At 71.6% G+C, this 26,749-nt stretch carries 18 protein-coding genes; 11 read left to right on the top strand and 7 right to left on the bottom strand.

Annotated features, from left to right (window positions below):
* Positions 1-74: 74 nt before the first annotated feature.
* Both ADL03_RS13110 and ADL03_RS13105 read right to left on the bottom strand, forming a co-directional pair.
* Positions 75-770, bottom strand: a complete 696-nt coding sequence (locus ADL03_RS13110; protein ID WP_053733633.1) for a cyclopropane-fatty-acyl-phospholipid synthase family protein — start codon at positions 768-770, stop codon at positions 75-77.
* Between the two features lie 93 nt (positions 771-863).
* Positions 864-2,468 (bottom strand): FAD-dependent monooxygenase, encoded by a 1,605-nt coding sequence (locus ADL03_RS13105; protein WP_053733632.1) that lies wholly within the window; start codon positions 2,466-2,468, stop codon positions 864-866.
* Between the two features lie 203 nt (positions 2,469-2,671).
* Between ADL03_RS13105 and ADL03_RS13100 the strand changes: the two genes are divergently transcribed.
* The 6 genes from ADL03_RS13100 to ADL03_RS13075 are packed head-to-tail and all read left to right on the top strand — an operon-like array spanning position 2,672 to position 12,018.
* The gene (locus ADL03_RS13100; protein ID WP_053733631.1) at positions 2,672-3,364 is read left to right on the top strand and encodes a bifunctional 2-polyprenyl-6-hydroxyphenol methylase/3-demethylubiquinol 3-O-methyltransferase UbiG; all 693 of its coding nucleotides are present in this window, start codon (positions 2,672-2,674) and stop codon (positions 3,362-3,364) included.
* Positions 3,361-6,408 (top strand): ferritin-like domain-containing protein, encoded by a 3,048-nt coding sequence (locus ADL03_RS13095; protein WP_053733630.1) that lies wholly within the window; start codon positions 3,361-3,363, stop codon positions 6,406-6,408. Before ADL03_RS13100 ends, ADL03_RS13095 begins: the two co-directional genes overlap by 4 nt.
* Entirely contained in the window at positions 6,408-8,726 is a 2,319-nt protein-coding gene (locus tag ADL03_RS44730) for an FAD-dependent oxidoreductase (protein ID WP_082373083.1), read from the top strand. Before ADL03_RS13095 ends, ADL03_RS44730 begins: the two co-directional genes overlap by 1 nt.
* A gap of 24 nt (positions 8,727-8,750) precedes the next feature.
* Positions 8,751-10,298: a tryptophan halogenase family protein gene (locus tag ADL03_RS13085; protein ID WP_082373082.1), complete on the top strand. Its 1,548-nt coding sequence runs from the start codon at positions 8,751-8,753 to the stop codon at positions 10,296-10,298.
* A gap of 5 nt (positions 10,299-10,303) precedes the next feature.
* A complete protein-coding gene (locus ADL03_RS13080) occupies positions 10,304-11,539 on the top strand; it encodes a cation:proton antiporter (protein WP_063798564.1) in 1,236 nt (411 codons plus the stop codon).
* Complete coding sequence (locus tag ADL03_RS13075) at positions 11,536-12,018, top strand: flavin reductase family protein (protein WP_197288289.1); 483 nt, start codon at positions 11,536-11,538, stop codon at positions 12,016-12,018. The genes ADL03_RS13080 and ADL03_RS13075 overlap by 4 nt, the downstream gene beginning before the upstream one ends.
* Positions 12,019-12,083: 65 nt before the next feature.
* Here ADL03_RS13075 and ADL03_RS13070 read toward each other — a convergent pair whose 3' ends face one another.
* Positions 12,084-12,878 (bottom strand): alpha/beta hydrolase, encoded by a 795-nt coding sequence (locus ADL03_RS13070; protein WP_082373081.1) that lies wholly within the window; start codon positions 12,876-12,878, stop codon positions 12,084-12,086.
* Positions 12,879-13,070: 192 nt separating this feature from the next.
* Between ADL03_RS13070 and ADL03_RS13065 the strand changes: the two genes are divergently transcribed.
* From ADL03_RS13065 to ADL03_RS13050, 4 genes are all read left to right on the top strand, one after another.
* Entirely contained in the window at positions 13,071-14,576 is a 1,506-nt protein-coding gene (locus ADL03_RS13065) for an NAD(P)/FAD-dependent oxidoreductase (protein WP_082373080.1), read from the top strand.
* The gene (locus ADL03_RS13060; protein WP_053733626.1) at positions 14,573-16,174 is read left to right on the top strand and encodes an FAD-dependent monooxygenase; all 1,602 of its coding nucleotides are present in this window, start codon (positions 14,573-14,575) and stop codon (positions 16,172-16,174) included. The genes ADL03_RS13065 and ADL03_RS13060 overlap by 4 nt, the downstream gene beginning before the upstream one ends.
* Positions 16,171-17,349, top strand: a complete 1,179-nt coding sequence (locus tag ADL03_RS13055; protein WP_053733625.1) for a cytochrome P450 — start codon at positions 16,171-16,173, stop codon at positions 17,347-17,349. Before ADL03_RS13060 ends, ADL03_RS13055 begins: the two co-directional genes overlap by 4 nt.
* A gap of 287 nt (positions 17,350-17,636) precedes the next feature.
* Entirely contained in the window at positions 17,637-19,931 is a 2,295-nt protein-coding gene (locus tag ADL03_RS13050) for a hypothetical protein (protein ID WP_197288288.1), read from the top strand.
* A gap of 48 nt (positions 19,932-19,979) precedes the next feature.
* On the opposite strand, the gene ADL03_RS13045 is transcribed toward ADL03_RS13050, so the two are convergent.
* Positions 19,980-21,962 carry a helix-turn-helix transcriptional regulator gene (locus tag ADL03_RS13045; protein ID WP_053733623.1) on the bottom strand — a complete coding sequence of 661 codons (1,983 nt, stop codon included), beginning with the start codon at positions 21,960-21,962 and terminating at the stop codon, positions 19,980-19,982.
* A 12-nt stretch (positions 21,963-21,974) separates the two neighbouring features.
* A complete protein-coding gene (locus tag ADL03_RS13040) occupies positions 21,975-22,859 on the bottom strand; it encodes a DUF5829 family protein (RefSeq protein ID WP_231641810.1) in 885 nt (294 codons plus the stop codon).
* A 56-nt stretch (positions 22,860-22,915) separates the two neighbouring features.
* On the opposite strand from ADL03_RS13040, the gene ADL03_RS13035 reads away from it, so the two are divergent.
* Complete coding sequence (locus ADL03_RS13035; protein WP_053733622.1) at positions 22,916-23,980, top strand: class I SAM-dependent methyltransferase; 1,065 nt, start codon at positions 22,916-22,918, stop codon at positions 23,978-23,980.
* 104 nt (positions 23,981-24,084) lie between these two features.
* Here ADL03_RS13035 and ADL03_RS13030 read toward each other — a convergent pair whose 3' ends face one another.
* Both ADL03_RS13030 and ADL03_RS13025 read right to left on the bottom strand, forming a co-directional pair.
* Positions 24,085-25,776, bottom strand: a complete 1,692-nt coding sequence (locus tag ADL03_RS13030) for a glycosyl hydrolase family 8 (RefSeq protein ID WP_082373138.1) — start codon at positions 25,774-25,776, stop codon at positions 24,085-24,087.
* Positions 25,777-25,891: 115 nt separating this feature from the next.
* Positions 25,892-26,722: a patatin-like phospholipase family protein gene (locus ADL03_RS13025; RefSeq protein WP_053733621.1), complete on the bottom strand. Its 831-nt coding sequence runs from the start codon at positions 26,720-26,722 to the stop codon at positions 25,892-25,894.
* Positions 26,723-26,749: the final 27 nt, after the last annotated feature.

Genomic DNA, 26,749 nt, shown 5'->3' with positions numbered 1-26,749 from the left:
GGGTCGCCGGGTGCACCGCCCCGATGACGTTCGGCGACCCGTGCCCGCTGTCCCGCACGACCCGGCGGCGCCGCTCAGAGCCGGCGGATGCGGCCGAGCCACGCGGCGAGCTCGACGTGCCCGTGCGCGGGCAGCCCGCGCTGCACGGCGACCTCGGAGATCTGCTCGGTGATGAACCCCTGGTAGCTGGACGCCTCGATGCTCTCGACCTCCCAGCCGTCCTGGAACGTCGCGCGGATGACGTCGTCGCTGATGCTGGAGCTCAGCCCCGGCGCGGCGTCGGAGTGGGCGAGGATGTGCACCAGCGCGCCGGGGTTGGTGAGCGAGTGCAGCACCGCCGCGTACGCCTTCGAGGCCTCCGGGCCGTCGCCGTAGGCACCGAAGCCGTGGAACAGCGCCACGTCGACGACGGTGTCGAACCCGCCGGAGAGGAACGGGTGCTCCTCGGGGTGGAGCATGTTCGCCACCTCGAACCGGGCCCCGGGCACACCGCGTTCGACCGCCGTGCGTCGGGCGTAGGCGATCGCGCTCGGCGACAGGTCGACGCCGAGGGAGTCGTAGCCGAGCTTGGTGAACAGGATGGTGTGCTCGCCGGAGCCGCAGCCGGGTTCGAGCACCCGGCCGCGGATCAGTCCCTGCTCCTCCAGTGCGACGACCGCGGGCTGCGGTCCGCCGATGAGCCACGGCGCGGTTCCCTCGTCGTACATGAAGTTCCAGTACTCCGGGTCGGAGAACCCGCGGGACTCGTCGGTCTTGCCGGTCTGTGTCATGGGCCCAGTGTGGGAGAACGGACCGGACTCCGAACACCGCGCGGGATCGATCCCACGCGGATGCGTGGCATGGGGCCGTGTGGGTGACGCCGTTCAGACGGGTGACTTCACCCGCGTGAGCACGGTGTCGAGGTGGTCCACGACGTTCTGCACCGACTGCGGTTCCGCGACCGCCGCGATGTGCCCGTCCGGCCGGATGAGCACGAGCAGCGGACCGTTCGCCTGGTACACGCGGTAGGCGGCCTCCTCCTCCGGCGGGAGCACGTGGGTGGTGATCGCCACGGTGTACCGGTCGTCCAGGCTCGCCGCCAGCCGGTCGGTGTCGAGCGACTGCGCCCCGAACAGCAGGACGTGGTACCCGGCGCCGTGCGTCAGGTCCAGCACGCTGCTCGCCCCGTCCCGGGTGGGCCTGATCTCCGCGTACGGCGCCCGGTCGCCCGGCCGCAGCGGTCCGGTGCCGGGGCCGACCGCGGGCGAGTTGCGGTAGCTGATCCACAGCTGGGAGAACATGTGGAAGAACATCCGCCGGATCGGCGCCAGCCGGGACACCACGCCGACCACGCGGGTCGCCACGTGCGTGCGCATCCACACCGCCACCGCGCTGTTCCCGGTCTCCAGCTTGAACCCGAGGTCGGTGCGCTTGAGCACGGTCCTGGCGATCGGGCGGCGTTCCGACTCGTAGGTGTCGAGCAGCCACTCGGGTGCCTCGCCGTTCACGACCTGCGCGAGCTTCCAGGCGAGGTTGACCGCGTCCCCGACGCCGAGGTTGAGTCCCTGGCCGCCCGCCGGGTTGTGGATGTGCGCCGCGTCGCCGGCGAGGAAGACGTTGCCCACGCGGAACCGGGACGCGATCCGGCTGTGGAACCGGAACATCGACGCCCAGACGATCTCCTTCAGCCGGGCGTCGACCTTGAAGTAGTTCTCGAACCACTGCTGGAGGTCTTCTGCGGCCAGCGGCGCGTAGGCCTCGTGCGACGGCTTGTGCTGTGACGGCGCCCGCTCCAGCTGTGGTGGCACCACCCCGAAGAGCCGGCACCGCCCGGACGCCAGTGGCAGGATGCCGACGAAACCGCCGCGGGTCAGGTTCAGGCGCATGCCCCGCACGCCCAGGTCGACGTCCAGCGTGACGTCCGCGAGCATGCCGGCCTGGTCGTAGGTCTCGCCGTCGAACGACTGGCCGACGAACCCGCGCACCACGCTGCTCGCCCCGTCGGCACCGACCAGCCAGCGCGCCGTGATCGACCGCCCGTCGTCCGTGGTCGCGGTGACGACCTCCCCGGAGTCGGTCAGGCCGGCCACCGCCGTGTTCCACTCGACGTCGACGTGGTGCTCCTTCAACGCCTCCACCAGCACCCGCTCGGTCTCGAACTGCTCCAGCGCGAGCGCGTAGGGGAACCGGGTCCGGTCGGCGGTGCCCTCCCCGGCCAGCGGCATGTCCCCCACGTGCCGGCCGGCCTCGTGGATGGCGACGTCGGTGATCGGCAGGCCGCGGGCGACCGCCGCCTCGGCGACCCCCAGCCGGTCGAAGTACTCCAGCGTGCGCGCGTGCACGATCGCGGCGCGCGCCTGCTCGACCGGACCGGACTTGAGGTCGACCACCCGCACGCGCACACCGTGCTGCGCCAGCATCAACGCCGCGCACAGGCCGGTCGGCCCCGCACCCACCACCAGGACGTCGCAGTCGCGTTCGTCGCGCATCGGCTTCCTCATTCACGTCGGCGAATGTGCGAATGCAGTATCGCGACGTGCGCGGACACACCACATCGCCCGCGCCGCGGCGTGATCGGCGGGCCACCCTGCGCGAGCGCGCAGGTTCTCCGCGCCGTCCTTTCAGCCGACTGCCGGACGCTCGATGGTGGAGGCGATCCAGTCGTGGGACTGCCGGAAGTCGAGGAACCTCAATGAGCGCCCCGGAAGCGTACTTTGATGACCTGGCCGAGCTCTACGAGCGGTTCACGGTGATCCGTGACGCCGCCACGAGCCCGGTGCGGTCGTGGCTCATCGAGCAGCTGCCCGCCGGCACCCGCGCGCTCGACGTGGGCTGCGGCAGCGGCAACAACTGCGGCATGCTCGCCGACCGGTACGACGAGGTGGTCGGTGTCGACGTCTCGCAGAAGATGCTCGACATCGCGGCCACGAAACCGACCCGCGTCCCGGTGCGCTACGAGTGCCGCAACGCCGTCGACCTGACGCCGGAGCACGACGGCCGGTTCGACCTCGTCATGTCGGTGAACGCGGTGTTCCACATGGGCCCCGCGGACGAGGTGCTGCCCGTGCTGCGCGCCCTCGTCGCACCCGGCGGGCGGCTGGTCGTCGTCGACGTCACCCAGCCCGACGGTGCGGCCGCACCGGCCGAGCAGAGCGCCTACGCGTTCCAGACCGGCAAGATCATCTACGACGTCTCCGGCGACGTCGAGGCCGCCTGCGACTCGGTCCGGATGATGCTGCACCCGCGCTGGCTGGAGATGAGCGCGGCGGCGATGCCGCTCACCGACACGGAGTTCCGGCTGCAGTACGAGAAGGCGCTGCCCGGCGTGCGCATCACCAAGGACCTCATCCCCACCATGAGCGCGGCCGTCTGGGACAACGCATGAGCGTCTTCGACCTGCCCCGGCTGCACTTCGCCGGCGCCGCGATCACCCGGCTGCCGACCGGGCCGCGGGCGGGCTGGCTGGACCTGGAGACCAACCGGGCCATCGACGACAACGGCGTGTTCGACACCGACCGCCCGGTGCAGGAGTACTACGACTTCCTGGGCGAGTCCAAGGGCCACAACTTCGAGGGCAACGGCCACTTCTGGGTCGACGCGCGGATCGTCGGCACCGAGCTCGCCGCGGGCGAGGTGAGCACCGGCGACCTGCTCGTGGGCCGCCAGCTCGACTTCTGGGGCCACTTCTGCGACTACACCGCGGGCACGGCCAACCGGTGCCGCGTGTTCGACGTCGACCCGGCCTCGAACTGGACCACAACGCTGATGGTCGGCCAGCTCGCGCTCGGGCGCTCCGGCCGCTCGCACGACGTCCCGTACCTCGTGACCGGTGACGTGAACGGCATGTGCCCGCCGCGCTGGAACCAGTTCCACACCGTGCTGCACCAGTTCGCCGTGGACAAGACCGAGGGACTGCACTGGCTCGACGGGTTCGCGGACTCCCCCGCCCTCGCGCGGCTGGCCGAGGTGGTCGAGGACGACGCGGACGGCCTGGTGGTCCAGTTCGCGCTCACCGACCAGAAGCACACCGGCGAGGGCCAGCCGGACGTCTGGCGGCTGCGCGGGACCATCGCGGCCTGGCACCGCCACGAGCTGCGCAGCTACCCGGCCGGGCGGCTGCTCACCCCGCGCACCACCGGATCGGCGCTGCACAACGTGTCCGTGCACGTCAGCGACTCCCACGTCACCGCGAACCTGGTCACCGCCCAGCCGCGGACCGACCTGGAGGTGCGCACGGCGTCGGGCACGCTGCTCGCCACCATCACGCCCGCACCGGACGCCCCCACGTCCGGCATCGTCGTGGCGTCCCGTGTGGACGGTGGCACCGGCGACCCCGCCGAGGCGCTGGTGATCACCGACCCCGCCGGCACCGTGCTGTCGCGCGAGGAGGAGGTCGTGGTCGAGTCCGACGAGGCCGCGTTGTTCCTGGAGCACGAGAACACCGGGACCGGCGAGGACCACGCCGTCGAGATCCCGGTCCGCTCGTACGTGCGCGGTGTGCCCGCGCGCGTCGACCGCATCCACGTCGGGCAGTACGTCAACCCCGCCGGACTGCCGCTGGCGCAGGACCGCGACACCGCGCGGCTCGTCGCCTTCCTGCCGGCCGGGCAGTCCGAGTACCGGCCCACGCAGGTGCTGGCGACCGACGAGCACGGCCGCGGCACGATCACCCTCAAGGGCGTGCGCGGCGGTGCGACGAGGCTCCTGCTGCGACCGGAGACCACACCGGAGCCGGCGGGTGCCACGGCGGCCGAGCGCTACGACAACGACGACGCGCAGGGCTACTGGTCGGCGGTCGGGTCCGTGGCGGTGCGGGTGCTGCCCGACCACTGGCACCTCGACGCACTGCCGGACGAGGAGATCACCTTCCCCACGCTGTACCGCGAGGCACTCGCCTACTACGAGCTGCAGTACTCGTTCATGCGGTCGGAGGTGCTGAGCCTCGCCGACGAGTTCAAGGTCGAGCCCTATGCCCGGCTGATCTGGCACGTGTCGGCACCCGAGCACAAGGCGAAGACGTTCTACATGCCGCCGACGCGCGACATGAGCGCCCCGCAGATCCGGCTGATGCTGCGCTACCTGCTCGCCGACGACGCCCAGCGGCAGACCCCGCCGACTTTCGTGCCGCAGCAGCGCAAACTCGGCACCATCACCACGAAGGACCAGTTGCTGCACGCGCTGTACCAGGCGGCGTCGATCGAGCTGGCCACCATGGTGCAGTACCTCTACGCGGCGTACAGCGTGCCGACGCACGGCGCGGGCAAGAAGCTGGTCGAGCGCGGTGAGTGGACCGAGGAGCAGCTGCTCACCGCGTGCGGCGAGGGCACCGAGACGTGGAGCAACGGCATCCGCGGCAGCCTGATGTCCGTCGCCCGCGAGGAGATGATGCACTTCCTCGCGATCAACAACATCCTGATGGCGATGGGCCGGCCGTTCCACCTGCCCAGGCTGGACTTCGGCACGTTCAACAGCCAGGTCTGCGTCCCGCTGGAGTTCTCGCTGGAGGCGCTGAACCTCGCGAGCGTGCAACGGTTCGTGGCGCTGGAACAACCGCACGACCTGATCGACGACATCGAGGGCAACGACTCCACGGTCCTGCGCGCGGACGGCGAGCCGTACCAGTACGGGTCGCTGAGCGAGCTGTACGCGGCGATCCGCGAGGGCATCCAGGCCGTGCCGGGCGTGTTCCTGGTGAAGAAGGGCCGTGGCGGCGGCGCGCACCACCTGTTCATGCGCGAGTCGGTCAACGCGGTGCACCCCGACTACCAGCTGGAAGTCGACGACGTGGCGAGCGCCGTGTTCGCCATCGACTTCGTCACCGAGCACGGCGAGGGCGGTCAGATCCCCTCGACGCTGCCGGAGGAGGAGTCGCACTTCGACACGTTCCTGCGCATCTCCGAGCTGCTGATCGCGGAACGCGCCAAGGGCCCGAACGACCGCAGGATCCCGTGGAACCCGGCCTACCCGGTGATGCGCAACCCCACGCTGACACCGGGCAACCCGGCGCTGGACCACGTCACCCACGAGCCGGCCCGCATCGCCATGAAGGCGTTCAACCGGTCGTACTTCCTCGCGATGCAGCTGATGGTGCAGCACTTCGGGTACAGCCCGGACAAGTCGCTGCGCCGCTCCCGGCTGATGAACTGGTCGCTGGACATCATGACCGGTGTGCTGCGGCCGCTGGGCGAGCTGATCGTCACGCTGCCGTCCGGGCGTCCCGGCCGCACCGCCGGTCCGTCGTTCGAGCTCGACTCCGCACCGGAGTACATCTCCCGGCCCGACGTCGCGGTCGAGTGGATGGCCCGCGAGTTCCACGAGGTCGCCGACCTCGCCCGCAAGTGCACCGGGTTCGGCCTCACCCCGACCGTGGGCGACCTGCTCGCCTTCATCGGTGACTCGTTGCGCACCATGGACCTGAAAGACCTGTGATGGCTGAGACGACGACAGTGTGCATCGTGGGCGGCGGCCCCGCCGGTGCCGTGCTCGGACTGCTGCTGGCCCGGTCCGGTGTGGACGTCGTGGTGCTGGAGAAGCACGCCGACTTCCACCGCGACTTCCGCGGCGACACCGTGCACCCGGCGACGCTGCAGATCCTCGACGAGCTGGGGCTGATCGACCGGTTCCACGCGCTGCCGCACCAGAAGGTCAGCACGATCGGCGTGGTGCAGGACGGCAAGCGGATCGACATCGCCGACTTCCGCCGGCTCAGGGTCCGCTACCCGTACATGGCGTTCGTGCCGCAGTGGGACTTCCTCGACCTCATCACCGCGGAGGCGAAGAGGTACCCGGGGTTCCGGCTGCTGATGAAGACCGAGGCGCTGGGGGTCGTGCGGGAGAACGGGCGAGTTGCCGGCGTGCGCGTCCGGGGACCCGAGGGCGAGCGCGAGATCCGCTGCACGCTCGTGGTCGCCGCCGACGGCCGGCACTCGGTCATCAGGCAGGACGCGGGCTTCACTCCGACGCTGATCGGCCGGTCGCTCGACGTGATCTTCTTCCGGATCTCGCGCAGGGACACCGATCCGGACGAGGGCATCTGCGTGCGGATCGGCAACGGCAAGATCTTCGGCGCGACCGACCGCCGCACCTACTGGCAGATGTCGTACGAGACGTCGACCGGCGGCATGGACCGGGTGCGCCGGGAGGGGCTCGACAGGTTCCGCGCCGACCTCGCCGAACTGGTGCCGTTCCTCGCCGACCGCGTGCACGAGGTGTCCTCCGTGGACCAGCTGAGCCCGCTGGAGGCGCGGATCGACCGGCTGGAGCGGTGGCACGAGCCCGGCCTGCTGTTCATCGGTGACGCCGCGCACGCCATGTCGCCGGTCGCGGGGTTCGGCGTCAACCTCGCCGTCCAGGACGCCGTGGCCACCGCGAACATCCTGACCGCCGCGCTGCTGCGGGCCCAGGACGGCGGCCCGTTCGACCACGAGCTGCTCGCACGGGTGCGCAAGCGCAGGAAACGCGCTGTCGCGCTGTCGCAGGGACTCCAGCGCGCCACCCAGCGGTTCGGCATCGACGAGGCGCTCGGCGGGTCCGGCCAGCCACCCGCGCCCAAGGTGTTCGAGAAGCTCGGTGTCGCCCAGTGGCTGATGAGCCGCGTCATCGGGCTCGGCTTCCGGCCGGAGCACGTCCGCACCCCAGAACAGGTCAGCACCCCAGAACACGCCAGCACCCCGAACCACGTCAGCACCCCCAGAACACGTCGGCACTCAGGCCGAGGCGCCGGAGGAGACCCACCCATGACCGCACCGGGAATGCCACCGCAGGCACGGATGATGCAGATGATCACGGGGTACTGGATCACCCAGATCGTGCACGCCGTCGCCGACCTCAAGCTCGCCGACCACCTCGCCGACGCCCCGCTGACCGCCGAGGAGATCGCGGCGCTGACGGACGTCGACGTCGACACGACGACCCGGCTGCTGCGCGCCTGCGCGGCCCAGGGGCTGGTGGCCTACGCCGACGGCCGGTTCGCCGGCACGCCGTTGCTGGCGACGCTGACCGAGGGCACGCCAGGTTCGTTGCGCGACATCGCGATCGTGCACGGCTCGCCGGGGCACTGGCTGTCGTGGGGCAGGTTCCCGGACGCCGTGCGCGCCGGTGAGCCGCAGACCGGGGCCGCGCTGGGCAGTGACATCTGGACCTACTTCCAGGCGAACCCGCTGGAGTGGGAACGGTTCTCCAGCTCGATGACCGAGCTGACCGACGGCCTGTCGCGGGAGATCGGCGAGCTGCTCGACACGACCGCTGTCACGACCGCGGTGGACGTCGGCGGCGCGAACGGCGCATTGCTGCACTCGCTGCTGCGGGCGAACCCCCGTCTGCGGGGGGTGGTGTTCGACCTGCCGACGGTGGAGCCGACCGCGGTGGCCGAGGCGGAGAAGGCGGGGCTGCGCGACCGCTGCACGTTCGCCGGCGGCTCCTTCTTCGACTCGGTTCCGGAAGGCGACCTGTTCCTGCTGAAGGCGGTCATGCACAACTGGGACGACGAGTCGTGCGTCAAGATCCTCGCCAACTGCCGCAAGGCACTGCGGCCGGGCGGACGGGTGGTCATCGTCGAGATGCCGCTCGGGCCGATCGGCGAACCGGGCTTCGCCCCGCTGCTCGACCTCGGAATGCTCGCCGTCAACGCGGGCCGTGAGCGCGACCTCGACCACTACGACGCACTGCTGCGGAAATCAGGCCTGCGCCGCACCGAGGTCACGCCGACCTCGTCACCGCAGAGCCTGATCCACGCCGTTGCCGAGTAACCACGAACCGGAAGGTGTCCCAAGATGTTGAAGAACGTAGTGGTGGTCGGCGGCGGCACGGCCGGCTGGATGACCGCGTCCTACCTCACGGCCGCGTTCGGCGACCGGGTCAACGTGACGCTCGTCGAGTCGGCACGCGTTGGCGCGATCGGCGTGGGCGAGGCGACGTTCAGCACGGTCCGGCACTTCTTCGACTACCTCGGCCTGGAGGAGAAGGAGTGGATGCCCGCGTGCAACGCGACCTACAAGCTCGCCATCCGCTTCGAGAACTGGCGTGAGCCGGGGCACCACTTCTACCACCCGTTCGAGCGGCAGCGCGTCGTGGACGGCTTCCCGCTCACGGACTGGTGGCTGCGCGAGCCGCGGTCGGACCGCTTCGACAAGGAGTGCTTCCTGGTCGGCACGCTGTGCGACGACCTGAAGTCGCCGCGCCGCCTCGACGGCACGCTGTTCGAGCGGGACCTGGGCGAGCGCAGCAGCTACCGGACCACGCTCGCCGAGCAGACCACGCAGTTCCCGTACGCCTACCACTTCGACGCCACGCTGGTCGCGAACTACCTGCGGGACTACGCGGTCGCGCGGGGTGTCACGCACGTGCTGGACGACGTGCAGGACGTGGCGCTCGACGAGCGCGGCTGGATCAGCCACGTCGTCACGAAGGAGCACGGCGACCTCACCGGTGACCTGTTCATCGACTGCACCGGGTTCCGCAGCCTGCTGCTCGGCAAGGCGCTCGCCGAACCGTTCGAGTCGTACCAGTCGTCGCTGCCCAACGACAGCGCGGTGGCGTTGCGCGTGCCGCAGGACATGGAGAACCGCGGCCTGCGGCCGTGCACGACCGCCACGGCGCAGGAGGCCGGCTGGATCTGGACGATTCCGCTGTTCGACCGCATCGGCACCGGGTACGTCTACGCCGGCGACTACACCACGCCGGAGGAGGCGGAACGGACGCTGCGCGCGTTCGTCGGCCCGGCCGCCGAGCACGCCGAGGCCAACCACATCAAGATGCGCATCGGCCGCAGCCGCAGGCACTGGGTGAACAACTGCGTCGCCATCGGCCTGTCGAGCGGGTTCGTCGAGCCGCTGGAGTCCACCGGCATCTTCTTCATCCAGCACGGCATCGAGCAGCTGGTGAAGCACTTCCCGGACGCGCGCTGGGACGACGGCCTGCGCGAGTCGTACAACAGGCTGGTCAACAACGTGATGGACGGCGTGCGCGAGTTCCTCGTCGTGCACTACTACGCCGCCAAGCGCCAGGACAACCAGTACTGGAAGGACACCAAGTCCCGTCCGCTGCCCGACGGCCTGGCCGAGCGGCTGGAGCGCTGGCAGACCCGGTTGCCGGACAACGAGTCGGTGTTCCCGCACTACCACGGGTTCGAGTCCTACTCCTACGTGTGCATGCTGCTCGGCCTCGGTGGCCTGGAGCTCAAGTCCTCGCCCGCGCTCAACCTGATGGACCCGGCGTCGGCCCAGCACGAGTTCAAGCTCGTCGAGGAGCAGGCCGCGGAGCTCGCGCGCACCCTGCCCACCCAGTACGACTACTTCGCTCAACTGCACCGGGCGAGGTGACCTCGGTGGTGCAGAACGGGATCCACCTCGTCGCACTGCTGGGCGCGGTGCTCGCGGTCGCGGCGCTGGGCCGGGTGCTCGCACGGGCGCTGCGGATGCCCACCGTGATCGGCGAGATCGCGCTGAGCATCCTGCTCGGGCCGGTGCTGCTGGCCGGGCTCGGCAGGAGCCTGTTCACGGCGGTGCTGCCCCCGGACGTCACCGGCGTGCTGAAGCAGGTCGGCGAGGCGGGGCTCGTGCTGTTCCTCGTCGGCGTCGTGCACCACCTCGACCGGGGTGCGGGCGGGTGGCGGGGCAGGGCGCTCGGCCGGATCAGCGCCGGCGCGTTCGTGGTGCCGCTGCTGACCGGCCTCGCCTTCGCCGGCTGGGTGCTCTGGCTGGCACCGGCCGACGTGCGCGGCACCGCGCCCGCCGTCGCGCTGGTGCTGATGCTCGCGGTCGCGATGTCCGTCACGGCGGTGCCGGTGCTCGCGCGCATCCTGGAGGAGCGGTCCGACCTGGGCCGCGCCTCCGGGCTGTCGATGATGGCGTCGGTGCTGATCGACACGCCGGCCTGGTTGCTGCTGACCGTGGCGCTCGGGCTCGCCGCCGGTGGCCTGGGCGGTGTGTGGCTGGCGTTCGCCACCATCGGTGCCGGCGGGCTGATCGCCCTGGCCGGCCACAGGCTGCTCGGCTCGGCGCCGGTCACGGGGTTCGCCTCCGGCCGGCCGCGCACGACCGCCCTGCTGCTCGCCGCGGTGACGCTGGCCGCGGGAACGGCGGTGCACTCCCTCGGGCTCACGGCCATCTTCGGCGCGTTCCTGGTCGGTGTGATGGTGCCGAGGACCGAGGCGTGGTCCCGGATCGTCACGCTGGTCAGCCGGGTGGGCCGGGCGTTCGTGCCGGTGTTCTTCGTCGTGGCCGGTGCGACGCTGTCCACGAGCGGGGTCTCCGGTTTCCCGTGGGCCGCCGTGGCGCTGGCGACGGTGCTCGGTGTCCTGGGCAAGGTCGGCGGCGGTTACGCCGGTGCGCGCTGGGGTGGCGAGGACGCGGTCACGTCGCTGCGGGTCGGCGTCCTGGTGAACACGCGCGGGCTCACCGAGATCGTGGTGCTGCAGATCGGGTTCGCCGCCGGGCTGCTCACGCCGGGGCTGTTCGTCGCACTGCTGGTGATGGCGTTGACGACGACCGCGCTCACCGGCCCGCTGCTGGACCTGATCACCAGGAGGGCCGGCGCGGCACGAGAGGAGGTTCCGCTGTGAGCACCCAGTTCCGTTCGCTGATGGCGGCGTTCCCAACCGGTGTCGCGGTGGTGACCGCCTTCGACCTGGACGACACGCCGTGGGGCATGACGGTGTCGTCGTTGTCGAGCGTGTCGCTGGACCCGCCGACGTTGCTCGTGTGCCTGCGCGACACCAGCCCCACGCTGGACGCGGTGGTGCGCAACGGTTCCTTCACGGTGAACCTGCTGCACCACGAGGCTCGCGCGGCCGCCGAGCTGTTCTCGTCCGGCGACCCCGACCGGTTCCGGCAGGTGGCCTGGGCCCGCCCGGAGTCGGTCGGCGGACCGCACCTCGTGGACGCCGCGCACGCCGCGGCGGACTGCGAGGTCGACCACATGCACCGCACCGGCACGCACGTGGTCGTGTTCGGCCGGGTCGCACGGGTCGTGCACCGGTCCGCCTCGCAACCACTGCTCTACGGGTTGCGCCAGTACGCCTCCTGGCCGCAGATCGCTTGACTCACAACAAGAAGGCCCTTCACCGTCGACGGTGAAGGGCCTTCTCGCGTTGATCAGCGGGGTGTTCAGTGCGAGCTGAGCAGCCACTCCGTGGTCACCCGGATCGCCGGTGCCTGCCAGTGCGCGTCGACCGGCGGGACGATCTCGACCAGCCTGCTCGGGCACGTGAGCGCCTCCACCGCGCTGCGCGACGAGGCCACCGGCACCCCGGTCGGGCCGGTGCCGTGCACGACCAGGGTCGGCGCGGTGATCACCGGCAGCACCCCGCGCGGCTGGAGCCAGAACACCTCGTTCAGCATGGGCCGCCCGACCACGAAGGTGTCGGAGAGCCGCAGGTGCCCGTCGCTGAGCAGCGCGCGTCCCGCCTCGGCACCGATGAAGCCACCGGACCACCGCGGGTTCGCGTCGACGAAGTGCTCCTGGTAGTCGATCAGCGGGTTGTACAGCACCACCTTCGCCACCTCGTCGCCCCGCCGCGCGGCGTACCCCGCGGCGACGCCACCGGTCAGGCCAGTCGCGAGGAGCACCGCCGGTCCGGCGTCCACGTGCTCGCGCAGGTGGGCCGTGGCGGCGCTGATGACGTTGAGCAGACCGGACAGGCTCAGCTCCTCCTGCGTGCCCTCGCTCTCGCCGTGCCCCGGCAGGTCGACGCGCAGGCTCGCGACGCCGAGCTGGGCCAGTTCGGTGGCCAGCCGCAGGTAGAACCCGCCCTGCTCGCGGTCGGACCCCTCGCCGTGCAGCAGCAGGGCCGTGCAGCGCAGGTCGCCCGCGGGCCGGACCACGGTCGCGGCCAGCCGCAGGCCGTCGTGTCCGCGCACGGTGGTCGTTCGCTGGCCGACGTCGGCGGTGCGCACTGGCATGACAGGCTCCTCACGAGAGAGTTTGGTGCAGAGTGTCGTGGCGGACGGGGTGCCGCGCCCGCGTGGCACGCAGAAACCGTTGTGTCGCGCGGTATGAACGGAGGCGGCCGGTGTGTTCGGCACACCGACCCACGCGGGCCGCCTGCGGGCTGAGGGATGTGGGGCACTCCGCCGCGACGGGACCATTCAGCCATGAGTCCGGTGCACACGAACGTACTGTCGGGCGTACCCCACTGGCCGCAGCAGCCGAAACGGGTCACCGTGCTCGGCGCGGGGGTCGCGGGGCTGGTCGCGGCGCACGAGCTGGAGCGCCTGGGCCACAACGTCCAGGTGCTGGAGGCCCGGCCGGCGGTCGGCGGCCGCATCCGCACGCACGGGTTCGTGGGCAGGGGCCCGCTCGCCGAGCTCGGTGCCATGCGCATCCCCGCCTCGCACCACCGGACCATGCAGTGGATCGACCTGCTGGGGCTCAGCGACCGGGTGCGGCAGTTCCGCACGCTGTTCTCCGACGACGCCAGCTACCTGGAAACGCCCGCCGGGCACCTGCGGGTGCGCGAGGCGACGGCCGTGCTCGTCGAGGAGTTCCGCCGCGGCCTGCCACCCGGTGACTACCGCGAGGAGTCCGTGCTCGCGGCGGCGTGGCTGACCGCGAGCGTGAACGCCGTGGCGCCCGGTGCCTTCCGCACCACCGTGCACAGCGACCTCAACCTGGAGCTGCTGGACCTGCTCGACGGCATCGACGTGCGGCCGTACCTGGCGAGCAACGGCGGTGTCGAGCGGGTCGACCTCAACCGGTTCTTCGCGGGCAACCCCCGGTTCGCCGCGCGCAGCCGCCTCGCGCACTTCTTCGACGACATCACCGTCGAGACGTCGTCCGCGCTGTTCCGCCTCGAAGGCGGGATGGACCAGATCCCCGTGCGCCTGGCGGAGGGCCTGCGCGGTCCCGTGCACCGCGGCCGCGAGGTGGTCGGGCTGCACGTGCGGCCGGACGGCGTGGTGGTGGAGACGCGGCGCGGCCTGGACGTCGTGGCGAGCCACTGCGACTACGTGCTGTGCACCGTGCCGTTCTCGGTGGTCAGGCGGATGAACCTGAGCGGGCTGGACGACGACAAGCTCGCGACCGTGCACGACATGCAGTACTGGCCGGCCACGAAGATCGCAGTGCACTGCGAGCGGGCTTTCTGGGAGGAGGACGGCATCAGCGGCGGTGGCTCGTTCACCGGCGGCCTGGTGCGCCAGACCTACTACCCGCCGGTCGAGAGCGATCCGCGGCTCGGTGCCGCACTGCTCGCCAGCTACACCATCGGCCCGGACGCGGACGCGCTGGCGCAGGTGTCGCCGGAGAAGCGGGAACGCGTCGTGCTGGACGAGCTGAGCCGCATCCACCCGGAGCTCAAGAAGCCCGGCATGGTGCTCGACGTGGTGACCCAGGCCTGGGGCGAGGACTTCTCCAGCATGGGCGCGGCGTCGGTGCGGTGGAGCAAGGACGTGGCGACCGCCGAGGAGGAACGGGCGCTGGCGGCCAAACCGCAGGGCACGCTGTTCTTCGCCGGCGAGCACTGCTCGACGTACCCGGCGTGGATCGAGGGTGCGATCGAGTCGGGTCTGGCCGCGGCACAGGAGATCCACGGCTGCGCACCGGTCGAACGCCCGCTCGTGGCGTCCGGGTACCGCCGCATGCGCGGTGGCGCGGCATGAACAACCGGGAGAACGACGTGCTCGACACGGAAGTGATCATTGTCGGCGGCGGGCCGACCGGCATGGCCACGGCACTGGAGCTGCGCTCGCGCGGCGTGGGCTTCGTCCTGGTCGAGGCCGGTGACGGCACGGTCGGCCACCCCAAGGTCTCCAGCATCGGGCCGCGGTCCATGGAGTTCTTCCGCCGCTGGGGTGTCGCCGACGACATCCGCCACTCGGGCTGGCCGGACGACCACCCGCTGGACTGCGTGTGGACCACCCGGATCGGCGGGCACGAGCTGTTCCGCCTGCCCCGCCACACCATGGCCACCCGCCCGGACTTCCGGCACACGCCGGAACCGGACGCGATCTGCCCGCAGCACTGGCTCGGCCCGCTGCTGCGCGAGGCGGTGGGCGTGCACCCCGACGGGCCGGTGCGGATGTCCACGCGGCTGGAGTCGTTCACGCAGGACGACACCGGCGTGTCCGCGCAGCTGAGCGACGGCACCTCGGTGCGGGCTCAGTATCTCATCGCCTGTGACGGCGCCGGGTCGCCGATCCGCAAGCAGCTCGGCATCGCCGCTCCCGCCGTGCACGACACGCTCGTCTTCCGCAACATCCTGTTCCAGGCGCCCGAACTGCGCGAGCGGCTCGGTGACAGGGTCGCGAACTTCTACTACCTGATGATCTCCTCCGCGCTGCGCTTCCCGGTCCGCGCGCTGGACGGCCGCGGGCTGTACCGGATGACCGTCGGCCTGCAGGGCTCGCCGGAGTCGACGCAGGACGCGGAGACGCTGGTGCGCAAGGCGATCGCGTTCGACACGCCCGTACAGGTGCTGTCGGACAACGAATGGCACCTCGTGCACCGGGTCGCCGAGAGCTTCCGCTCCGGCCGGGTGTTCCTCGTCGGCGACTCGGCGCACACGTTGTCGCCGTCGGGCGGGTTCGGCATGAACACCGGGATCTGCGGTGCCGCCGACCTCGGCTGGAAGCTCGCCGCGGAACTGCGCGGCTGGGCCGGGCCGGACCTGCTGGACAGCTACACGCTGGAACGGCAGCCGGTGGCGTTCGAGGGCCTGGAGGAGGCGAACCGCAACCTGGAACGGGCCATGCGCCGCGAGGTGCCGCCCGCGTTGAACGACGACACCCCGCAGGGCGCGGCGATGCGGGCGAAGATCAGCGAGGGGTTGCTTCGCGGTGGGGTGGCCCGCGAGTTCGACGCCCCGGAGATCCACCTCGGCTTCACCTACGCCGGTTCCCCGCTGGTCGTCGACGACCCGACGGCGGAGAACCGGGAGGACCGCAGGCCCAACACCCGGCCGGGTTCCCGCGCGCCGCACGCGTGGGTGAAGGACTCCATGTCCACATTGGACCTCTTCGGTGACGGGTTCGTCCTGGTGCACTTCGAGGACTCCGCGCGGCTCGCGGGGTTCACGGAGGCGTTCGAGTCGCGCGGGATCCCGTTCAGCGCGGTGCGGCTGGACCAGCCGGAGATCGCGCAGGCGTACGAGCGGCCGTTCGTGCTGGTCCGGCCGGACGGGCACGTGGCGTGGCGGGGCACCGAGCTGCCGGCGGACGCGGGCGCTCTCGCCGACACGGTGCGCGGAGGTGCGCGGTGAAACCGTTCTCGTTGAAGGACTGGTCGGACGAGGACCTGCGCGACCCGTTCCCGGTGTTCGCCCGCTACCTCGCGGCCGGACCAGTGCACTTCGCGGACGGCACCTGCTACGTGTTCGGTCACGACGCGGCGGTCGAGGTGCTGACCTCCGCCGCGTTCGGCCGCCGGTCACCGTCGGGCGGTGGCAGCCCGGTGTCGGTGACGTCGGCGCTGCGCACGCTCGTGGAGAACTGGCTGGTCTTCCTCGACCCGCCCCGGCACACCGAGCTGCGGTCCGTGGTGAACAAGGAGTTCTCGCCGTCCGTCGTGACGAACCTGCGGCCGCGGATCACCGCGATCGCACAGGAGCTGCTGGCCGATCTGCCGGTGACCTTCGACCTGGTGGAGCGGTTCTCCGCGCCGCTGCCGATCCTGGTGATCTCCGAGCTGCTCGGCGTGCCGCGCGCGGACTGGGAGTGGCTGCGGGAGATGGCGGTCGACCTCCAGCAGGCGAGCAGCGTCAGGGCGGCGGCGAACCCGGACGCGCACCGGATCGCCGACCGCGCGGCACAGGAGCTGCGCGACTACTTCCTCGCGCTGATGCAGCAGCGGCGACTCAGCCCCGGCGCCGACCTGGTGTCGTTGCTGGTGTCCGCCCAGACGCGCGGCGAACCGCTGTCGTCGGACGAGATCGTCGGCACCTGCGTGCACCTGATGACCGCGGGGCACGAGACGACGACCAACGTGCTGAGCAAGTCGGTGCTGGCGCTGGCCGCACGCCCGGAGCCGCTGGCGGAGCTGCGGCGCGGCGTGACCCCGGCCGCCGTCGAGGAGCTGGTGCGGTTCGACCCGCCCGTGCAGGCGGTCGGGCGGTGGGCGCACCAGGATGCCGTCGTCGCGGGCGTGCCGGTCCCGGCCGGCACGAGGGTCATGGTGATGCTCGGTGCGGCCAACCGGGATCCCGCCCGGTTCACCGCACCCGACGAGCTGGACCTGCACCGCGCCGGTGGCCGCAACACCGGCTTCGGCCTCGGCATCCACTACTGCCTCGGCGCCACCCTCGCCCGTGCCGAGCTGGAGATCGGGCTCGGCCTGCTCCTCCCGGCGCTCGGTGAGTTCACTGTGGACAGTGTGAAGTTCCCGCACGACATCGTGTTCCACGGTCCGCACAGCGTGGTCGTGACCCGCACGGGGTGAGCACACCCCGCGGCCCGAACGCCGCCGGAAACTGCCCATCAGGTTTTCCTATGGGCGGTTTCCAGCGGCGTTCAGGTGAAACTCCATTCGTCACCGATGTGGAAACTCATGCCGGATCACATGCTTCGGGTTTTCGCACTGATCTGATGGGGCAGAAATCCCACGCACGCGGGTGACGGTGCGTGACGGGGCGAGCGGTCTCTCTAGGGTCGGCGGTCAGTTCCCGGCCCCACCGCTGAAGGGATCCGCTCGTGCGAAGACGTTCACCGGCAACGCTGGTAGCGGTCGTGCTCGCTGGTAGCGCGCTCACCGCCGCCGCTGCCCCCGCGGCCGCCGCACCGCCCGTGTCCACGCTCACCAAGTCCGTGCAGGGCGTGTCCGACCCCGCCGGGCACGGCGACACCGCCACCTGGGTGGTGTCGTACGCCAGCGGCGCGAACGGCGCTGCCACCATCACCGACACCATCGGTGCCGGACAGAGCTACGTGCCCGGCTCGCTGCGGGTGCCGCCGGGCTGGACCGGCACCGAGGGCAACCCGGTCAGCGCATCGAACCCGGCCGTGCGCAACGGTGGAACGGCGCTGTCCAGCCTGCTCACGCCGCCCGTGCAGACGAGCGCCGCCACCACCGGCGGTGACGGCTTCACGCCGATCCTGCACCGCACGCCGGACGGGCGCCTGCAGTCCTGGAACGTCTACCACCACGTGCCGGCCGCCAACCCGAAGCTGGTGTGCACCGACCTCGCGACCAGCGCGCCCTGTCCGGGTGGCCCGTGGCCGCGGCCGCTCAACACGACCCCCGGCCCGTTCGGCACGGGCGCCACCGGTGACATCGCCAGTCCGCTGGAGCCGCAGTACGTCCGCGATCCGGCGGACCCGGCTCGGGTGTACTACTCCGCCACCACCGCCACCTCGATCGGTGTCGGCTGCCTCGACCTCGCCGCGCCCGGCAACTGCGGGTACTGGCCGCTCGCGACCCGCGCCGGGCAGGTCGTCGAGCTCGGCGGGCTCGTCCAGGCCGGCGGGAACCTCTACGGCGTCGCGACCTCCGGCAACGTGGTGTGCTGGACGATCGCCACGCAGAGCGCGTGCGCCGGTCAGCCGTACGCGCCGATCGTGCCGTTCACGAACTCCAACGGCTACTACCTCGGCGCGCTGACCGTGGTCGCGGGCAAGGTGTTCGCCTCGTCGTCACCGTACGGCGGCGGCGTCCCGGTGCTCGGCTGCTTCGACCCGGCCACCACGAGCGCCTGCGCGGGCTGGGCGTCCCCGAAGCCGGTCGGCCCGAGCGGCAACGTCACCTACAACGCCTACACCGCCTACAGCACGACGGGCGCGGAGGTCGGTGCGTGTTCCAGCACGACCGGCGCCCCGAACGTCACGACCTGCTACGCGCTCGACGGGTCGGCGCTGGCCGCTCCCCCTGGCCCGGCCGGGCTGGCCGACTACCTGTACGTGTTCAACCCGGAGGTGGTCCGCACCGGTAACCGCGTGCGCAGCTACCTCGGCGTGTGGGGCAGCCCGCCGCACCTGGGCGCGACGGTGTGCCACGACTGGAGCACGGGAACGTCCTGCGCCGGCCTGCCGTCCCCGGCCCCCCACCCCAACGTCAACGGCGGCTACACGAGGGACTACGGCTACGCCTACGACTCCCCCACCGGTTGCCTGATCGCACTGGGTGACGCGGGCGTGCTGTTCTCGGTGGATCCTGACACGGGGGCGTCGCCCTGCGTGCGCAGCGGCGCCTCCGTGTCGCTCACCCCGGCGCAGTTCTACTGCGACGGCGCGGCACACCCGGTCGCCTACACCAGGGCGCGCCTGACGGGGGTGACGCCGGCGAACGTCAACTTCGGCGCGTCCACCGCGAAGGTCGTCGACCAGAACGGGAACCCGGTCGCCACACCGGGTTTCGCTCCCGACGGCACGGTGGACCTGACCGGTGTGTCCGCCACCTCGCTGACCGTCACGGCCTCGCTCGTGCTGAACAACGCGTCCGACTTCACCGGCGGCAACCAGCCGGCGCTGGTCGTGGAGTTCACCGGTGACGCACCGCAGATGTGCTTCCGCACCACGATCGCCGCGGACTGCACCGTCACGTCGATCGCCAACACCGCGGGCGGCACCGACGCGACCGGCACGTTCACGTCCAACACCGTGACCCGGCGGGTCGCGCCCGGTTCGGCGTGCCTGCCGAACGTGGTGGTGAACAAGGAGATCTGCGCCTCGCACACACCCGCGAACTGCAAGGCGGGCGGCGCCGGACCGTGGGTGAAGGAGGCACCCGTGGGCGTCCTGGGCCTGCTGAACGCCACCGCGTACTGGCGCATCACGGTGACCAACAACGGCCCGATCGCGGTGTCGGACGCCTACGTGGTCGACGACGTGGAACCGTCCTGCCAGACCGGGCCGTTCACGTTGCAGCCGGGTGAGTCGAAGCAGGTGCACTGCTCGACGTACGCGCTGCTGTCGCTGTTCCCGTTGACCAACAGCGCGAAGGCGAAGTACACGCCGGTGAACGGGGACCGGGCGTACAGCGCCTGGTCGTCGGCCAAGGCGTGTTCGCTGCTCTGCGTGCTGGGCTGACCGGTCAGCCGGTGAGGCCGTCCACCCCGGTGGGCGGCCTCGCCACGTTCACCGCGGGTGCCCGGCCAGCGCCGGTCCGAGCTCGGCGCGGGCCGTCACGCCCAGCTTCGGGAAGATCCGGTGCAGGTGGGTGCTGACCGTGCGGTGCGAGAGGTGCATCCGCTCGCCGATCTCCCTGTTGGTGAGCCCGTCGGCCGCGAGCCGGGCGATCGTGAGCTCGTGCTCGGTCAGCTCGCCGGTGCCACCGCGGGTCTCGCCGGACGCGCGCAGCTCCTCCCGCGCCCGCTGCGCCCAGGCCGCGGTGCCGAACGCCTCGAACGCCTCGGCCGCCGCCTTCAGGTGCGGGCGGGCGTGCGCGGCCCGGCGCCGGCGGCGCAGCCAGGCACCGAACGCGAGCTGCACGCGGGCGCGGTGCCAGCCGGTGGTCTCCGCGTCGAGGGCGGCCGTGAACAGGGACTCGGCGTCTTCGTCGCCGGCCAGCAACGCCCGCGCGTACCGCAGCCCACCGGCCAGCGCGGGCGAGGTGGTGGCACCGTCGAGCCCCTCGACGAGTTTCGCCGCCTCGTCGGCGTGGCCGCTGCGCACGGCCGCCTCGACCAGTTCGGGCAGCACGTACCGGCGCAGTGCGAGCTGGTAGGCCGGGTCAGCGGGGTCGTGGACGCGGCGGACGGCGGCGAACGCGTCGGCGTGGCGGCCCTCGCCCAGCGCGGCCAGCGCACGTGCCAGCTGCACGGTGGCCAGCACCGGCCGGGCCCCCGCGGCGAGGCCGACGCGTTCGGCGAGGGCGGCGTGCTCGGCCGCCGCGGCGTGGTCACCGCGCAGGGCGGCGATCTCGGCCTGGACGGCGGCGGCGAGACCGCGCATGTAGGGCTGCCGGGTCTGTTCGGCGAGGCGGAGGGCCTCGGCGGCGGCGGGTTCGGCGTTGGCGAGGTCGCCCAGCCGCGTGCGGCTCCACGCCTCCACCGCCAGCGCGCGGGTCAGCAGGCCGAGCTGGCCGGTGGCGCGGAACCCGCGCTGGGCGGCGGCGGAGAACCGCACGGACTCGGCGAACGCGCCGACCTGGAGTGCGGCGCTGCCGAGCAGCCGCGCGGTGGCCGGGTCGTCGCCGGGGACGAACGAGTCCGCGCCGGCACCGCCGTCCGGGTCCAGCGCGGCCCGCAGACCGGCGATCACCGCGTCGCCCTGCTCGATCGGCGCCACGTACGCGGTCATGGCCAGCACGTGCGGGTCGCGCGGGTCGAGGGCGAGGCTGCGGGCGACCGCCATGATCCGCTCGCGCACCGCCGGTCCCGGTTCGGTCCAGAAGCACCGCATCGCGACGCTCCAGAAGATCCGCAGCCCCAGCCCGGTGTCACCGTCGGCCACCACCGCCTCGGCCAGCCCGATCAGCTCGGCCGGGCCCGCCCCCTGGCCCACGCCGTCGTCGAAGGAGGTCGGCAGCCACGTCGCCAGCGCCCGTTGCCGCACGGTCAGCTCCCGGCCGCGCAGCCGGTCCAGGATCCGCTCGACCTCGGCGGGCCGTCCGGCGGCCGCGGCCCGTTCCGCCGCGTCCAGCAGGTCGTCGGCCGAGCACAGCGCCGGTACCCCGTCGAGCACCGGCACGTCGGCGGCCACGACCAGCACGGCACCGGACCCGGCCAGCCGCCTGGCCACGAACCCGAGCACCTCGCGGCTCTCCCGGTCGAGCCACTGCGCGTCCTCGACCACCACGACCCCGCGCCCGGCCAGCAGGTCCAGCGCCGCGAGCCCGGCCAGCCGCGGGGACGTGGTCCCGTCGGCGAGCCCGAAAGCGGCCTCCAGCGCGGCCCGGCGTGGAGCGGGCAACGCGGACAGCTCACCGAGCAACGGCAGCAGGACCTGGTGCAGCGCCGCGTAGGGCATGTGTTGCTCGGCCGCGACGCACACGACCGACAGGGCGGGCAAGAGCGTGCTCAGCAACGCCGTCCGGCCGACTCCCGCGAGCTGCACCGCGCCGCCCGTGGAGCCGGCCAGCGCGGCCAGCTGTTCGCGTTCCCGCCCGGCCAGCGACATGGCCCAACTGTGTCAGAAAGTCCAGACCGCCTGCCTGCCCGGCCCCACGACCAGCGTGGAGTTGCCGATGCGCTCCTCGTGCCGTGCCACGCCCCGGTTGAGCACGAACTCGACCCGCTTGAGCCCGGTCTGCCCGAGCGGCACCTTGTCGAACCGCATCGTGGTGCCACCGCGCAGCGCCGTGACGCCGCGGGCGTCGGTCTTGAGCACGAACCCGCCCGCGCGCAGCAACGGCACCGTGCTGGCGAAGTCCCGTTCGGTGACCGCGAGCTCGATCGAGGTGATGTCGCGCATCAGGTGGTCGCGGTAGTCGTCGGGCAGGTACCGCTCGCGGCCGACGTCACCGGGGTAGCGCGCGGGCTGGGTCTTGCCGCGCGGGTCGGCGAAGTACTCGTCGCGGTACTCCATGGCCCACGCGCCGAACCGGTCGTACTGCTCGAAGGCGAAGACCGCGTCGAACCACGGCACCGGCACGTGGTCACCGAAGTCGCGGGTCTGCAGGAACTCGGTCGGCTTCACGCCGGCCGCGGCCAGCCGGGCCCGCACCGTCTCGATGTCGCCGTCGCGTTCGGTCGACAGGCCCAGCCCCGCCGAGCCGAGCTCGCCGTCCTGGCCGGGCACGTCACCGACGCCGAACACCTCCAGGTAGGTCTCGCGGCCGCGCAGGTAGCGCCCCGTCCACACCTCGCCGCCCGCACCGGTCGTGGTGCGCACCTCGAAGTCCGCGAACGCCCTGAGGTAGGCGGAGTGCTCGACCGCGTCGGCGGTCACGCGGTCGTAGGCGCCCCACGCGTGGTTGAAGAACAACAACTGCCGCCTCCCGGCCTCAGCGGTCCCGCCGGACACCAGCACGAGTAGGAGGGCCAAGATCATGCTCACCGTGCGCCGATTCCCCATGATGGGATCGTAGGAGAACCCGCTCGACCCGGACTCAAGTCAAACGAGGTGCGACAGTGCTCGACGCCCGCTGGCCGGTTCTCGCCCCGCTGCTGCAGGCCGCGACCGCCGGCCACGACCTGCTCGACGACGTGGTCGGCAGGCTCGGCCCCGGCGCGGTCATCGAGGCCGTGCTCGCCGAGATCGGCGACGTCGAGCACGACGTCCGCCTCGACCTGTCCTTCGCGGGCACGGTCACGTCCTGCCTGGCCACGACGTCGGAGCACGTCGTCTCACTCGACCTCGCCGACGCCGTGCGCACCCTCTACGGCACCGCCACGACCTGGCCGAGCCTCGCGGTCCGCTCCCCCGCCGCCGAGCTGGACGAGGCCGGCATGGGCGCGTGGTTCCACCGCAGGAAGGGCTATCCCGAGGCGGTCGACGCGGTGCTGAGTGCCCTGCGCCCGCGGCAGCAGGACCTCGGCACGCTGGCCGTGCGGTACGGCTCGGACAAGTGGGGCGACCTGCACTGGTACACCCAGCACTACGAACGCCACCTCGCCCGCCTGCGCACCGAACCGGTGAAGCTGCTGGAGATCGGCATCGGCGGCTACGACGACCCGGCGAGCGGCGGCGCCTCGTTGCGGATGTGGCAGCACTACTTCCGGCGCGGCCTGATCCACGGCCTGGACATCGCCGAGAAGACCGGCGTGACCGGACCGCGGATCACGACCGTCCGGGGCGACCAGTCCGACGCGGGGTTCCTGGACGACCTGGGAGCGCGACTCGGCCCGTTCGACGTGGTCATCGACGACGGCAGTCACCGCAACGACCACGTGCGGACGTCGTTCCACGCGCTGTTCCCGCACGTCCGGCTGGGCGGGGTGTACGTGGTGGAGGACCTGCAGACCGCGTACTGGCCGAGCTGGGGTGGTGCGCCCGACGGCGGAGCCGGTACGTCGATGGGGATGCTGAAGTCCTTTGTGGACGGACTGAACCTCTCCGAGGTGGCCGATCCGCGCGTCGACGGCGGGTACGTGCAGCGCAACATCAGCGGGATCTCGTTCCACCACAACATCGCGTTCGTCGAGAAGGGGCGCAACGCCGAGGAGGGCGGACCGGTGTTCCTGCGGACGCTCTGACGCGGGTGGTGTCCGCCGGAAGATGTGGCCGAGCGTAGCGAACGGGGTGCTGCCCCAGGCACCGGCCCGGGACAGCACCCCGTTCGCTCAGACCACCGCTCGGGTCACGGGATCCAGTGGTTGCCGCTCACCGTGATCATCACCTGCAGCTGGATGCTCGCACCGAAGTACGTGTCCGTGTTGATCGGCGTGTTCACCATCTTGTTCCACAACGCGTCCAGCCACGCCTGGCTGCCGGGGTCCGTCGTGGCCGCGACCGCGAACGGCGCCACGAACGCCGAGTCGCTGCCGCTGTTGATCTGCGTCCCGTTGAGCTGGTAGCCGACGGCGATCTTGTTCGGGTCACCGCCGGTCTTGCCCTTGATCCACGAGTTGAGCTTGCGCGCCGCCGCCAGCGACTTGGCGTCGCCGGTCAGGGCCGCGTCCGCGCCGATGCGCCACGGGTCGCGGCACGCGTTGTACCAGTACTTGCCGTCGGTGGCGGTCTCCTCCAGCATCTTGCCGACCGCCGGCTTGGCGGTGGTGTTGGTGTCCTGCACGAAGTCCGGCAGCAGGCCGGTGCCCGACGCGTACTTCGACTGCAGCGTGGCGATGAGGTCCTGGTGCTTGGCGCGGATCGTGTCCCACGCCGAGTCGCCGGTCGCCGTGCGGAACGCGCGGAAGTGGTCGGCCATCCAGTCCGAGGAGCGGGAACCGTAGTACTGGCGGCTGTTGTCCGGCCCGGACCAGTCGCCCATGAGCAGCAGGTTCGTGTTGGGGTTGATCAGGCTCTTCTTGATCGCGTTGATGTTCTTGACCGCGATCTGCCTGTAGTTGTAGGTGCCCGCGCTGCCCCACTGGCGGTCGGCCAGCAGCAGGCCGTAGGCGGTGTCCATGTCGCCGTCGGTCGCGCTGTCGCTGCCGTTGACGCTGCGGCAGGCGGTGTCCTGCTCGGAGGCGAGCAGGTCGGGGTTGTTCGCCGAGGGGTGGGCGAGCTTGTACTTCAGCAGGCCGTCGAAGATCTTCTTCGCGTCCGGGTCGGCGCCCGCCATCGTCGCGGTGATCACCATGCCGTAGCCCTGCGCCTCGGCCACGTACGGGAACGCCGCGTCCGGGGAGATGACCTGGTACCAGCCGTTGCCGCAGTTCTGCTTCACGAACGCGGCCTTCCACCGCTGGTAGTAGTCGACGATCTTCGCGTCCAGCGCCGAGGTGCTGCCCGACGGGCGGAGCATGCCCGCCGCGTACGGGGTCTGCCTGCTGCCGAACGGGTAGCCGAGACCCGAGGGCGGTGGCGTGGTCGTGGGTGGCGTCGTGGTGGTCGTCGGCGGGTTCGTGCCGCCGGCCACGCCGTAGACCTCCAGCTCCCACAACGAGTAGCCGTACGCCGTCGCGCGGGCCGTGCCGTAGACCCGCACGTACTGGCCGGAGCCCGACAGCGTCAGGTCGTCGGTGCCGCCGTCACCGGTGGTGGTCGAGTAGACGTCGGTCCACGCCGTGCCGTCCGCCGAGGTCTGCACCCGGTAGGCCTTGGCGTAGGCGGCCTCCCAGGTCAGCTTCACGCGGCTGATCGCGTGCGCCGAGCCGAGGTCGACCCGCAGCCACTCCGGATCGTGCCCCTCCGCCGAGGCCCAGCGGGTCGACGCGCTGCCGTCGACCGCCCTGGACGCCTCGAAACCGGTCCCCTCGGTCGAGGAGGCCGTCACCGCCTTGCCCTGCGAGACCAGCGGATCCGCCGCCGACGCACTGGTCACCCCTGCGACGAGGAGACCGAGCACGAGCCCGACCGCCCCGATTGCCGTCGTTCTGCCGCCCACGACCGCCTCCAGCAATTAGTTAACAAAGCTGTCAATGCGAGTGGTTGGCGACGGTATGCAGGTCAGAGGCCTATCACAAGAGGTGCGGACCAGTTGTTGCGCATTCGGACAGTGATCAACTCCAGACCGCGCGAACGGCGTCGGCGACCGACGCGGCCTGCGCGTACCCCGCCTCCGCCGCCGGCTTGCGCCGGGCCGGGTCCAGCAGGTTCTTCCCGATCGCCGCCAGCGCCGCGGCGTCCGGGCTGACCACGATCGACGGCACCCCGAGCCGGTCGGCCTGCGCCTGCGGGGTCGCCTCCTTGCTCATGGCCCGCGTCAGCGGTGCCACGACGACCACCCGCGAGGAGCCGGCCGCGATGTCGACGTTCGCCACCGACCGCATCCCGCCGTCCATGTACCGGCGCCCGCCGATGGTCACCGGCGGCCACACCAGCGGCACCGCGCACGACGCGGCCACCGCGTCCACCAGCGGGACGTCGCTGTACCGGGAGAACGACACGAACCGCCCGTCGGCGGCGTCCACCGCGGTCACCTGCAACGGCCGCGAAGGCCAGTCCCTGATGGACAGCCGGCTCTCGAACACCGCACGCCGCGAGGCCTCCGAGGGCGTGGACGCGCGCAGCGCCGCCCGTCCCAGCCGCGCCCGCTTGGCGGCACCGGAGCCCGGCAAGGCGAAGGAAAGCGCATACCGCACCACCATCCAGCCGGTGAGCCGGGCCGGGAGCTCCCCGTCCGGCGGCAGCAGCTGGCCCGCGTACAGCTCGCTCAGCGGCACACCGCCCGCCACCTGCGTCGCGACCACCGAACCGGCCGACGTGCCGACGAACAGGTCGGCCTGCGCGAGGTCGATCCCGCGTTCCGCGAGCCCGTGGAGAAGCCCTGTCTCCCAGGCGATCCCGGTGACACCGCCGCCACCCAGCACCAACGCGCGTCCGCCAGTCATCGGACCATCCTATTTCTTGAGACGGTT

Origin of the sequence: Nocardia sp. NRRL S-836, from assembly GCF_001279525.1 — a bacterium.
In the GTDB taxonomy this organism is placed as follows: Bacteria; Actinomycetota; Actinomycetes; order Mycobacteriales; family Pseudonocardiaceae; genus Lentzea.
Note: the sequence above shows the minus strand (reverse complement) of the source record. Positions and strands in the feature narration are given on the sequence as shown.

Excerpts from the sequence above, each read along its gene's own strand:
- ADL03_RS44730 (WP_082373083.1), top strand. The coding sequence starts at position 6,408 with ATGGCTGAGACGACGACAGTGTGCATCGTGGGCGGCGGCCCCGCCGGT.
- ADL03_RS13045 (WP_053733623.1), bottom strand. The coding sequence starts at position 21,962 with ATGTCGCTGGCCGGGCGGGAACGCGAACAGCTGGCCGCGCTGGCCGGC.
- ADL03_RS13085 (WP_082373082.1), top strand. The coding sequence starts at position 8,751 with ATGTTGAAGAACGTAGTGGTGGTCGGCGGCGGCACGGCCGGCTGGATG.
- ADL03_RS13095 (WP_053733630.1), top strand. The coding sequence starts at position 3,361 with ATGAGCGTCTTCGACCTGCCCCGGCTGCACTTCGCCGGCGCCGCGATC.
- ADL03_RS13110 (WP_053733633.1), bottom strand. The coding sequence starts at position 770 with ATGACACAGACCGGCAAGACCGACGAGTCCCGCGGGTTCTCCGACCCG.
- ADL03_RS13040 (WP_231641810.1), bottom strand. The coding sequence starts at position 22,859 with ATGGGGAATCGGCGCACGGTGAGCATGATCTTGGCCCTCCTACTCGTG.
- ADL03_RS13100 (WP_053733631.1), top strand. The coding sequence starts at position 2,672 with ATGAGCGCCCCGGAAGCGTACTTTGATGACCTGGCCGAGCTCTACGAG.
- ADL03_RS13105 (WP_053733632.1), bottom strand. The coding sequence starts at position 2,468 with ATGCGCGACGAACGCGACTGCGACGTCCTGGTGGTGGGTGCGGGGCCG.
- ADL03_RS13070 (WP_082373081.1), bottom strand. The coding sequence starts at position 12,878 with ATGCCAGTGCGCACCGCCGACGTCGGCCAGCGAACGACCACCGTGCGC.
- ADL03_RS13025 (WP_053733621.1), bottom strand. The coding sequence starts at position 26,722 with ATGACTGGCGGACGCGCGTTGGTGCTGGGTGGCGGCGGTGTCACCGGG.
- ADL03_RS13060 (WP_053733626.1), top strand. The coding sequence starts at position 14,573 with ATGAACAACCGGGAGAACGACGTGCTCGACACGGAAGTGATCATTGTC.
- ADL03_RS13065 (WP_082373080.1), top strand. The coding sequence starts at position 13,071 with ATGAGTCCGGTGCACACGAACGTACTGTCGGGCGTACCCCACTGGCCG.